Origin of the sequence: Corallococcus sp. AB018, from assembly GCF_003986945.1 — a bacterium.
In the GTDB taxonomy this organism is placed as follows: domain Bacteria; phylum Myxococcota; class Myxococcia; order Myxococcales; family Myxococcaceae; genus Corallococcus; species Corallococcus exiguus.
In genome coordinates this window covers 22,876-33,966 of sequence record NZ_RAWR01000105.1, presented here as the reverse complement: position 1 = coordinate 33,966, position 11,091 = coordinate 22,876, and the positions used below count along the sequence as shown (strand labels likewise).

At 68.8% G+C, this 11,091-nt stretch carries 7 protein-coding genes; 2 read left to right on the top strand and 5 right to left on the bottom strand.

Annotated features, from left to right (window positions below):
• Positions 1-184 precede the first annotated feature (184 nt).
• On the bottom strand, positions 185-976 hold the full coding sequence (locus D7Y11_RS22555) for a ParA family protein (protein WP_120579480.1): 792 nt from the start codon (positions 974-976) through the stop codon (positions 185-187).
• 3,773 nt (positions 977-4,749) lie between these two features.
• Positions 4,750-5,142 (bottom strand): VOC family protein, encoded by a 393-nt coding sequence (locus tag D7Y11_RS22550; protein WP_126934738.1) that lies wholly within the window; start codon positions 5,140-5,142, stop codon positions 4,750-4,752.
• A 99-nt stretch (positions 5,143-5,241) separates the two neighbouring features.
• Between D7Y11_RS22550 and D7Y11_RS22545 the strand changes: the two genes are divergently transcribed.
• The gene (locus D7Y11_RS22545; protein WP_126934737.1) at positions 5,242-6,195 is read left to right on the top strand and encodes an oxidoreductase; all 954 of its coding nucleotides are present in this window, start codon (positions 5,242-5,244) and stop codon (positions 6,193-6,195) included.
• A 25-nt stretch (positions 6,196-6,220) separates the two neighbouring features.
• On the opposite strand, the gene D7Y11_RS22540 is transcribed toward D7Y11_RS22545, so the two are convergent.
• Positions 6,221-7,093: a helix-turn-helix transcriptional regulator gene (locus tag D7Y11_RS22540; RefSeq protein ID WP_233607362.1), complete on the bottom strand. Its 873-nt coding sequence runs from the start codon at positions 7,091-7,093 to the stop codon at positions 6,221-6,223.
• A 204-nt stretch (positions 7,094-7,297) separates the two neighbouring features.
• Between D7Y11_RS22540 and D7Y11_RS22535 the strand changes: the two genes are divergently transcribed.
• A complete protein-coding gene (locus D7Y11_RS22535; RefSeq protein WP_233604988.1) occupies positions 7,298-8,452 on the top strand; it encodes an NAD(P)/FAD-dependent oxidoreductase in 1,155 nt (384 codons plus the stop codon).
• 27 nt (positions 8,453-8,479) lie between these two features.
• On the opposite strand, the gene rsmG is transcribed toward D7Y11_RS22535, so the two are convergent.
• Together rsmG and mnmG are read right to left on the bottom strand one after the other, a co-directional pair.
• Positions 8,480-9,133, bottom strand: a complete 654-nt coding sequence (rsmG, locus tag D7Y11_RS22530) for a 16S rRNA (guanine(527)-N(7))-methyltransferase RsmG (protein WP_120579475.1) — start codon at positions 9,131-9,133, stop codon at positions 8,480-8,482.
• A 76-nt stretch (positions 9,134-9,209) separates the two neighbouring features.
• Positions 9,210-11,051 (bottom strand): tRNA uridine-5-carboxymethylaminomethyl(34) synthesis enzyme MnmG, encoded by a 1,842-nt coding sequence (gene mnmG / locus D7Y11_RS22525; RefSeq protein WP_126934735.1) that lies wholly within the window; start codon positions 11,049-11,051, stop codon positions 9,210-9,212.
• Between the last annotated feature and the right edge of the window lie 40 nt (positions 11,052-11,091).

Genomic DNA, 11,091 nt, shown 5'->3' with positions numbered 1-11,091 from the left:
GCCTGGGGGATGAGGGCGGACAGGCCCCGGCCCAGGGCGCGCTTCTGGGTGTCAGCGTTCTTCTGCACGGCGGTTGGGAACTCCCGCGCCGGCGTGGGGCCGGCGCGCATGGGCCTTGAGTGCTTCACGGCGAACCGGGCACCCGGTCCCACCATTCACATCGCTCTATCAAGGAGGCGACCGGTCAGGCGACCCGGCGCTTGGACGGCTTGGGGGAGTCCCGGCGCATCAGCTCGCGGCCCAGGGCCAGGTAGCTCTCGCAGCCCTTGGACTTGATGTCGTACAGGATGATGGGCTTGCCGAAGGACGGGCACTCGGACAGGCGCACGTTGCGCGGCACGACGGCCTGGAAGACCTGGTCCTTGAAGTAGCCGCGCACCTCGTCCACGACCTGGTGGGCGATGTTGGCGCGCGCGTCGAACATGGTCAGGAGGATGCCCTCCATCTTCAGCGAGGGGTTGAGCCCCTGCTTGACCAGGTCGATGGTGTGCGTGAGCTGGGACAGGCCCTCGAGCGCGTAGTACTCGCACTGGAGCGGGATGAGGACGGAGTCCGCGGTCACCAGTGCGTTGAGCGTGAGCAGGCCGAGCGAGGGCGGACAGTCGATGATGATGTAGTCGTACTTGTCCTTGAGCGGCAGCAGGGCTTCGCGCAGGCGGAACTCGCGGCGCTCCTGGTTGACGAGCTCGACCTCCGCGCCGGTGAGGTCGGGCGTGGCGGGGATGACCTGGAGGAAGCGCAGCTCGGTGGGGTGGATGAGCTCGGCTGCGGGGCGGCCGCCGAGGAGCGCGTCGTAGACGGTGCCGGTGAGGTTCTCGCGCTTGAGGCCCAGGCCGCTGCCGGCGTTGCCCTGGGGGTCCATGTCCACCAGCAGGGTGCGGCGCTCCGCGGAAGCGAGGCTCGCTGCGAGGTTGATGGCGGTGGTGGTCTTACCCACGCCGCCCTTCTGGTTGGAGATGCAGATGATACGACCCACGTGGCCCATCCTCTCTCGCCCCGGCTGACGCCAGAGCCCCGCCCGCGGTTCGCGCGGACGTGCGCGCGAATCGGAGCCTGATCAGGCAGCTAGCACGGGGTTCGAGGATGGATCAATTTCCCATCCAAGGTGGGACTCAAGCCCTGCCCGTCCCCTCGCTCGGGGACCCGTGGGTGGCGGAATTTCGCGCGGATGAGGGGGGCTGCGCGTGCCTGCTCGGCTGCTTTCTGGCCGGCGATTCCGTGCGGGGCGGAAGGGTGTTGGGTTTTTCAGGGGGTCGCGCGCGGCGAGTTCGTGGTGGAGGCTTCGCGCGGTTCGCGGGTCCGGCGTTTCATGTGGAACGGGTTGGGCTTCGTGGGTCCGTGCGGCGCGGGGATTTCGCGCGGGCTGGTGCGGCGATGCGGTTCGCGCGTTGGGTTTGGGCGTCCGGTTCGAGCTCGCGTTCGGCGCGGGTGGGTGCGCGCCGGTTTGGGGACGAGGTGGCCGCGTGAGTCCGCGCACCGGTCCGGCGACTTCAAGTCGTGGGTTCCAGATTCGGGGCGGCGTGGACGCGTGAGCTTCTCAAGCTCGCCGCTGAACGAGGCGTTCCAGCCATCCGGGGCGAGGCCCTCCACGTGAGCGCCACCTCCGCGGATCCCTGGAGCGCCGACCGGATGCGCGTCCGTGCCACGTTGAGGGATGGGACCGGGTGAACGCCGCACGGTTCGCGGTGCACGCCGGATGGCATCCGGGTCGGCGCCCAACCGGATGCGAAGTCCCGCCGAGCACCTCCGCTGAATCGAACCGCCGAGCGCGGTGCCACCGCCGCCACTTCACGTGGGCCGCGCCGGTGGTTTCACGTGGAACGCGTATCTGCGACAGCTGCTCCGCCATGTCGGCCTCGGGTCGTGAGTTGGCGGTTCGTGCGGCGCACCGCATGGGGTGAGCGAACCGCCGCGCGGCACGGCTTCCATCATCGGTTCCGGCACCCGCGCGGACCATGGATGGCGATGCCTGGATTCGTGGCGTCGAACGGGCGATGCGGCCAACGGACTTCGACCGTGAACCGTCATCGCAGGGACCAGCCGCACGTCACCGCCTTCGGACCACGGAGCCGCGCTTGATGGGGAGCACGGCACGCGATGCGAACCCGCGCCTCATGACACGTGGCGAGTCACCGGGTTCCCGTTCACGCCCCCATCAGGTGGATGCGCTGGGCCCAGCCACGACCACCGGCGGTTCCACGTGGAACACGCGCCATGCCGCTGCGAGCACCACGCCGCGAAAGAACGCCCCTGTGTTTTTTTGCGAACCGCGCCAACCGAAGTCGCTCACGCCAGCCGTTTCCGTAGCTGCATCAGCAAACCCGAGCAGCGTGATGCGGCCGGGCGGTCTGGGCACTTCCCACGAACCCCGTCCAACGCAGGCGAGGGCATCGCAGGTGCGCCGTTCACATGAGCAACCGTCCACCGATGCGAGCACCGCCACGTGGAAGCGCGGTCTGACTTTTCGGAACCGCGTCAGTTGAAGGCCGTCCATCAAGGCCGCCGGTCCACGTGGACCACGCATGAGGGCAAGCATCGCCATGCGGAGGAGCAGTCCGCCGCGTTTCGCGGACCACGCCAACGACAGGCCGGGCATCCATGCCGCGCGTTCCACGTGGAACACGCATGAGCGCACGGACCACGCCATGCGGAAGAACGCTCCGCGCGTTTCGCGGACCACGCCAACCCAAGGCCGCGCACACGTGCCAGCAGGTTCCACGTGGAACACGCTCACGCGGCGGCGAGCACACGATGCGAAGCGCGGCATTCAGCGTGGATCCCATCAGCCCAAGTCCGTGGTTCAGCGTCGCTGCTTCACGCGAACCCCGCCACACCGTTTCGAACAGGCGGCGCGAAAGAAGGCCCAGCATCTTGCGCGGACAACGACGGTTCCGAGTCATGGCCCAACACAGGCCACGCTGTTCCACGTGGAACACGCGCATGCGGTCGTGAGCACCTGCGCGGAGAAAGGCCCGGCATCCATCGCGGACAACGGCACCCCATCAAGACGGCAGGCCCGCATGGCCCGTTCCACGTGGAACACGTTCACGCCATCTCGCGCGCATGCGGCGAGCACCAGTCCAGCATCTGCGTGGGCCCTTCTGTCCGCCCCGTTGGTTCTCACGTTGGACGTTCCACGTGGCACACGCTCACGCATCCGCGAACACGGTCAGGTGGAAGCACGGTCCGGAAGCCGTAGCGGTCTGACCATGCCCAGGCAGTGGATCCACCGGCACGTTCCACGTGGAACACGCTCAAGCCAACCCCACCACTGCGCTTCGACAGAGCCTTCAGCGCTTCATGCGGACCGTGGTCGCGGAAGGCACGGTCCACCACCATGAGGTTCCACGTGGAACACGCTCACGCATCCGCGAACTCACGCAGATGAAGACCCGTCCCGAACCGTTCCTGAACACGGCGCCGCAAGGCAGTGGATCCACCAGGACGTTCCACGTGGAACACGCAGTCGCCTCCATCTGCTTCATCGGCCATGAACTCGCTGATGCCTGTTGAGCGCGTTGCTCACTTCAAGCGCCGCATCCATGCCGGGACGTTCCACGTGGAACACGTCACGGAGGCCGCGAAGGGGAAGTGCCTGAACCACTTCCAGCACGCGCGATTCGAACCGTGGTTGGGGAAGGAGCAACCGGCCTGGGGCTCTCTTTCATCCACCGCGCTTCGCATCCGCCATCCATGAACCGCCGCATGGATGCTTGTCCGGATCCGATACCCAAAGGCCTGCGAACCGCCGTGCCGCGAGCCTGATGTGGAGCCGGTCACGCGGTCTCTTCTTCATCCCCCAACAGCACATCAGACGCGCTGCCCCTCACGCTGACGACCGCTGTCCGAGCAACCAGGGGAGCCCCTTCTTGGAGCGTGTTCCTCGTGGAACATGCGAGGCCGCATGAGCGCCAGCTCCCCTCCCCTTCGCACCATCAAGCGCTCCAGGACAGCCACGGTTCAACGCCACGACGAACAACCGCGTGTCGCTTCAACGCTTGTTCGCCAGCGCCTCCACACGCGGACCGGAGGTCGGCCGTGTTCCACGTGGAACACCGGTCGGCCACTCAGCCCGTGCCTCCATCGCTTCGTTCCTTTCAGCGATGCCCGTCGCGCACCGGATCCGATGGCAGGCGGAAGCTCATGACTGCGAGGTCCTGTGCATGCGCATGCCTGGGTGCGAAGCAGCGGCGTGATGCGGGTCCACCTGCATGCCCATGCGCGAACAACGACGTGAGTTCGGTCCTTCATGAACGGGTTTTCACGCGGCCTCGCGTGGTGCTCAGCCAGGACTCAACCGCATCAACCGCCGGGCCCATCCGCAGGACCCTCAAGCCGCGAGTGTTCCACGTGGAACGTGGGCATCACGTGCGTCCGCGTTCCGCTTCGCGCCTCTCGCCGTGAACGTGTTCCACGTGGAACGCGGAGCCACATGATCAACGAACGCATCCACGCGACTCCGCTTCAGACGTTCCACGTGGAACAGGAAGCCACCCAACGCTGGAGCAGGGAGTCCGGCCCGCATGTGCTTTCGCGCCGAGCCCTTGGCCATGCGCTCCACCACATGGAGGTCCAGTGGCTCGAGTCGATGCCGCGATTCACGGCGACGGTCCCGAACTTCGCTTCATCACGCGGCTGAACTCGATGACGTGTTCCACGTGGAACGCGAAGCCTCGGGACCCGCGAACGCATCCGGGCGACGCGGCCACAGACGTTCCACGTGGAACACGCGCCGCCGCGCTTCACCGTTCAGCGCGACCAGGCGGCTTGCTGAAGCACGACGCGGTAGCCGTCCGGATCCTCGAAGGTCCTTCCGTTCGCATCCCAGTACGGATTGCGCGACCGCACCGGCGCGAAGCCCGCGGCCTCCATGCATCGGACCCGCTCCGCCCACGCCTCCGGGTCCGGCACGTAGAAAACCAGGAGGTGGTCTTCGGACGGAGCTCGCGGTGCTTCGTGTCCGTGCTCCACCGTGAACTCCAGGTGATACGGCGCACCCGCATGTCCGAGCATCACGCCGTCGAACCCCGCGTGGTCCTCGAACCCTCCGAGCACCTCGAAGCCCAACCCGTCCCGGTAGAAGCGCACCACCGCGTCCAGGTCCCGTGCTGGCCTCGCGACCCGCAACTTCACCGCGTCCATGTGCCGCCCTCCCCTTCCCGGATCCGCATCCGGGTGGTGCCAGACATAGGATGAATTGACGCTCTTTTCGCGCGGACCGCGGGTCGGCACCTTGTGCCCATGACCACGAAACAGCAGCCCCTGAACTCCGGCTTCGGCGCGACCACCACTGCACGCGAGGCGCTCGGCAACACCCGGCTGGATGGCACCGTCGCCATCGTGACCGGCGGCTACGCGGGCATCGGACTGGAGACCACCCGCACGCTCCACGCCGCGGGTGCCACCGTCATCGTCCCCGCGCGGACTCCCGACAAGGCGCGCGCCGCGCTCGCTGGATTGGAGCGTGTGGAGCTGGAGCCCATGGACCTCTTCGACCCGGCGTCCATCGATGCGTTCGCTTCGCGCTTCATCGCGTCCGGCCGGCCGCTGCACCTGCTCATCAACAACGCGGGCATCATGGCCTCACCGCTCACCCGCGACGCGCGCGGCTTCGAATCCCAATTCGCCACCAACCACCTGGGCCACTTCCAGCTCACCGCCCGGCTCTGGCCCGCGCTGAAGCAGGCGAACGGCGCGCGCGTGGTGTGCCTGTCATCGCGCGGCCACTTCTTCTCCGGCGTCGACTTCGAGGACCCCTTCTTCCAGCAGCGCCCCTACGACAAGTGGGTCGCCTACGGGCAGTCGAAGACCGCGAACATCCTCTTCGCCGTCGGACTGGATGCGCGCGGCGAGGCCCACGGAGTGCGCGCGTTCGCCGTCCACCCCGGCGGCATCCTCACGGACCTGGCCCGGCACATGTCCGAGGAGGAGGTCCGCGCCTCCGTCGAGAACTCCAACAAGATCGAACCGCTGAAGACAGTGGAACAGGGCGCCGCGACCACGGTCTGGTGCGCGACCAGCCCCCAGCTCGCGGGCAAGGGCGGCGTCTACTGCGAGAACGTCGACATCGCCGTGATGGCGCCCGCGGACGCCACCATCCGGCGCGGCGTGAAGGACTGGGCAGTGGATCCGAAGCGGGCCGGCCCGCTGTGGTCCGCGAGCGAGGCGTGGACCGGCGTCCACTTCAAGCCGTGACGCACGGCCTTCGGATCCGCGGGTGCTACGTCCGGTCCGGACCGGGCGGCGACGACGGTTGGAACAACTTCCGCGTGCGCTCCAGGTTGGGACCGGGGCGCGGCGAGTAGAAGGACACGCGCAGCTCCCGGCCGTCGGGTTCCGAGTACGTGAGCGTGACGTTCTCGAACGCGATGGGCCCCCACTTCGGAAGGAGGAACACCTTCACCATGGAGGCGGTCTCCACCACGTCGTGCTCGCTCCAGAGGCGCGCGAACTCCGGGCTCGCGGACTGGAGCTTCTCCGCCAGCGCGTCGAACTCCGACCGGTCCGCGGCCCTCGCGGCGTCCATCCGGAACCCCGCCACGGCGCGGCGCACCGCCTCATCCCACGAAGGCATGCGCGCGCGCCGCTCTGGATTCATGAACAGCGCCCACAAGCCGTTGCGCTCCTCTAATGAAGAGGCCGGAAGTTCCAGGTCCGCGTAGAGGACCGTCGCCGCCGCGTTCCACGCGACGATGTCCCACCGTCGAGTGGAGACAAGCGCCGGAAAAGGATGCGCATCGAGCAGTCGTTGAAGCGCGTCGCTGACCGACTCCGGTGAGCGCACGGGCATGGGCGCGGGCCGGCCGTGCGCCAACGCGAAGAGGTGCAGACGCTCCGTCGGCGTGAGACGGAGCGCGACCACCAGGCGCTCCAGCAGCGGTTCGGAGACGTGGATGTCCCTCCCCTGCTCAAGCCACGTGTACCAACTGACGCCCACGTCGGCGAGCCGCGCCAGTTCCTCGCGGCGAAGGCCCGGCGTGCGTCGCCGCGAACCGGAAGGAAGTCCCACGTCCTCCGGAAGCAAACGCTCGCGGCGGCTGCGAAGGAAGTGCGCGAGTTCGACGCGCCCGGAGCTGCGGGAGGTGTCCGTCACGCGGCGGAACGTTAGGCGAACCGTCCGCGTGAGGCATCGGCACCGTGTGTTCCACGCATCCCACGCGGACGCTCGTGAGGTGCCCTCCCCTCTCAAGCGGCCGTGGATCCACTCACGTCGTGACGAGGATCCGGCGCGCCCACCCCCGGCGGTCCCTTTGGGTTGCATAGGAGCCTATCTCACTTTACATAGCAAGCTATGCACATGACCAAGACAGTGGGAATCATCGGGGGTGGTCCGGGTGGGCTGACGTTGGCGCGGATCCTGGCGACACGGGGCATCGCGGCCACGGTGTTCGAGCTGGATGAGCACCCGCTCGCCCGTCCCCAGGGAGGTTCGCTGGACCTGCACGCCGACTCCGGGCTGCGCGCGCTTCGCGAGGCCGGATTGGAGGCGGAGTTCAAGGCCGTCGCCCGGTACGACGACCAGGGTGACGCCATCTACGACGCGCAGGGGACGCTCCACTTCCAGCACAACGAGGCGAGCGACGGCGACCGGCCGGAAATCGACCGCACGCAGCTGCGCTCCCTGCTGCTGGAAAGCCTGTCCGCGGAGCGGATCCGCTGGGGAAGCAAGGTGTCCGCCGTGGAACCGCTCCCCGATGGGCGCTACCGCGTCGTGGGTCCGGCGGGTTCGCTCGGTGAGTTCGACCTGGTGGTGGGCGCGGATGGCGCGTGGTCGAAGGTCCGCCCGCTCGTGTCCTCCGCGACGCCGGCCTTCACGGGCGTGCTCTTCATCGAGCTGCAAATCGACGACGTGGACACGCGGCATCCGGAGGTCGCGAAGCTGCTCCCTCGCGGGAAGATCTCCGTGGTCGGGGGCAACCAGGGCCTCATCGCTCAGCGCAGCAGCCACGGCCACGTGCGCGCCTACTTCATGTTCCGGGTGTCCGAGGCACAGCTCCAGCAGGGGCTCGTGGATACGTCCTCCCCTGCCCGGGCCCGCGAACAACTCAAGGCGCTGCTCCCGGGGTGGGCGCCGTCCCTGCTCGCGTTCATCGACGCGTGCAATGACAGCATCGCCGCGCGCCCCATCGTCGCGCTGCCGGTGGGCCACCGCTGGACACACCGGCCGGGAGTGACGCTGCTCGGGGACGCGGCCCACGTCATGCCGCCCTTTGGCGGCGAGGGCGTGAACATGGCGATGCTCGACGGACTGGAGCTGGGGCTCGCGCTCGCGGCGGACTCCGACTGGAGCCAGGCCGTGAAGGGCTACGAGGCTGCCATGTTCGAGCGCGCCGCCATCGCGGCCGAGGGCTCCATGCAGGGCATGGATTTCCTCTCCGAGCACGCGCTCGAGCACGTGCTGGAGCACTTCCGTGGGGTCCAGCAGGAGCTGGCGGCCCTGGGCTCGCACTGAAGCCGAGCCCGAGCGCCCTCCCCTCCCCTACTGCTTCGCGAACACCGCGACCTGACGCTCGGCGCCGGAGAACGGGAGCCGGTACGCCCGAGCGGACACCACGCGCAGGTTGCGCTCGGCCGCGCGCGCCTGGAGCTCCGCGTCCGTCTGCTGCTTGCCCAGCATCGCCACCACGCGTCCGCCCTCCTCCAAGTACGCGGGCGCCAGGTTCAGCCAGTCCGGCAGGTCCATGAACGCTCGCGCGATGAGCACCTGCGCGCGCGGAATCCCTTCCGTCTCCGGCTTCCCTTCCGCTCGAGCGTGCAGCCCGCGCACGCCGACGAGGCCCAGGCTGGCGGCGGCGGCCTTGATGAACGCGATCTTCTTGCCCACCGTGTCCACCAGCGTCACGCCCATCTCCGGCAGCTCCAGCTTGAGCGGCAGCCCGGGGAAGCCCGCGCCCGCGCCCAGGTCCAGCAGCGACGTCGCGCCCTTCACCTCCGGCAGCACCGCCAGCGAGTCCAGGAAGTGCTTCTCCAGCACCTCCTCCGGCGCGGTGATGGCCGTGAGGTTCACCTTCGCATTCCACTTCAGGAGCTCCGCCATCAGCCGCTGGAGCTTGGGGCCCACGTCCGGTCCCACGGTGATGCCCAACGCACTGCATCCGGATGCCAGCTGATCTGAGAACCGCGCGTTATCCACAACACCTCCACCCCGAAGGGCCCTTCAAGTCCTTGGAATCACTCAGGAGAAATCAATCCCCAGAAATGTCCACACGTTATCCACAGCCCTGTTCCTGATCACTTGACGGCCCCTGTCCCCGCTTGAGAGCGACCAGGAGCAGGGACACCGCGGCGGGCGTCAGGCCCGGAATCCGCCGAGCCTGCCCCACCGTCCCGGGCCGGTGCGCGGACAACTTCTCCACCGCCTCCGTACCCAGACCGCGCACGTCCGTGAAGCGGAACGTGTCCGGAATGCGCCAACGGTCGGACGCCTCCGCCTCGCGCGCCGCGGCCCGGGCGGCCTGGGCGATGTAGCCCTCGTACTTCACCTCCACCTCCACCTCCTCCGCGACCTCGGGGGCGAGCACCGGGAAGTCCTCGCGCTCTTGCGCCAGCTGCGCGTACGTCACCTCCGGGCGCTTGAGGCGCAGGGCCAGACCGGTGCGCTTGAGCCGCGCGACCTCCGCCGTCACCGCGTGGGCCCGAGCCTCCGCGCGCTCCAGGGCCTCCTTCGGCAACAGCCCCACGCGATGTCCGTGACGCGCGAGCCGCAGGTCCGCGTTGCCCTCGCGCAGCTTGAGCCGATGTTCGGAGCGGCTGGTGAACATGCGGAACGGTTCGTCCACGCCCTTCGTCACCAGGTCATCCACGAGCACCGCGCCGTGCGCTTCGTCACGGCCCACGACGAGCGCCGGTTCGCCCTTCACCTGGAGCGCCGCCTGGATGCCGGCCCACAGGCCCTGGAAGGCGGCCTCCTCGTAGCCGGAGGTGCCGTTGAGCTGGCCCGCGAAGAACAGGCCCGCGACGGCCTTCGTCTCCAGCGTGGGGTGCAGCTGCGTGGGCGGCGCGTAGTCGTACTCCACCGCGTAGCCGTAGCGGATCACCTCCACGCGGGACAGGCCGGGGATGGTGCGCAGGAACTCCAGCTGCACGTCCGCGGGCATGCTGGTGGACAGGCCCGCCGGATACACGAGCGGCGACGTGGGCCCTTCCGGTTCCAGGAACACCTGGTGCCGTTCGCGAGCGGCGAAGCGCACCACCTTGTCCTCCAGCGACGGGCAGTACCGGGGCCCTCGACCCACGATGTCCCCCTGGAACAGCGGCGAGCGGTGCAGGTTGTCGCGCAGCAGCCGGTGCGTCGCCTCCGTCGTCGCGGTGAGGCCGCACATCACCGAGGGCCGACGCGGGAACGGCAGGCCCTGCTCCAGCTGAGTGCGCCAGGAGAACGGCCGCACGCCCACGTCTCCCGACTGCGGAGTGACGGCGTCCCAGTCGATGCTGTCGCGGGACAGGCGCGCGGGAGTGCCCGTCTTGAAGCGGCCCAGCGTGAAGCCGAGCGCGTGCAGTGACTCCGACAGGCCGCGCGCGGCTTCGTCTCCCAGCCGGCCGCCGACCTCCTTCTGCTCGCCCACGTGCATGAGCGCGCGGAGGAAGGTGCCGGTGGTGAGGAGCACCGCGCGGGCCAGTACGTGCGTGCCGTCCCCCAGCACCACGCCCTTCACCCTCCCCTCTTCCGCGACGACGGCCGCGACTTCTCCCTCGTGCACGGTGAGGTTCGGCTGGGTGAAGAGCACGGCCTGCATGCCGGCGGCGTAGGCGTCGCGGTCGCAGAGGACGCGAGTGGCCTGCACGGCGGGGCCCTTGGAGGGATTGAGGACCTTGACGTGAGTGCCCGCGAGGTCCGCCGCGCGGCCCATCTGTCCACCGAGCGCATCCAGCTCGCGCACCAGGTGACCCTTGGCGGTGCCACCCACGGCGGGATTGCAGCTCATCACGGCGGCGCGCTCGCGCTTGAGCGTCACACCCAGGGTGGACAGGCCCATGCGAGCACACGCGAGCGCCGCCTCGCAGCCCGCGTGGCCCAGCCCCACCACGACGATGTCGTATCGGAGTTCCATCGCGTCCCGGGGGTATCACGCCCCGGCGCGTCCGTGGCAA

Excerpts from the sequence above, each read along its gene's own strand:
- D7Y11_RS22550 (WP_126934738.1), bottom strand. The coding sequence starts at position 5,142 with ATGGACGCGGTGAAGTTGCGGGTCGCGAGGCCAGCACGGGACCTGGAC.
- D7Y11_RS22545 (WP_126934737.1), top strand. The coding sequence starts at position 5,242 with ATGACCACGAAACAGCAGCCCCTGAACTCCGGCTTCGGCGCGACCACC.
- D7Y11_RS22535 (WP_233604988.1), top strand. The coding sequence starts at position 7,298 with ATGACCAAGACAGTGGGAATCATCGGGGGTGGTCCGGGTGGGCTGACG.
- mnmG (WP_126934735.1), bottom strand. The coding sequence starts at position 11,051 with ATGGAACTCCGATACGACATCGTCGTGGTGGGGCTGGGCCACGCGGGC.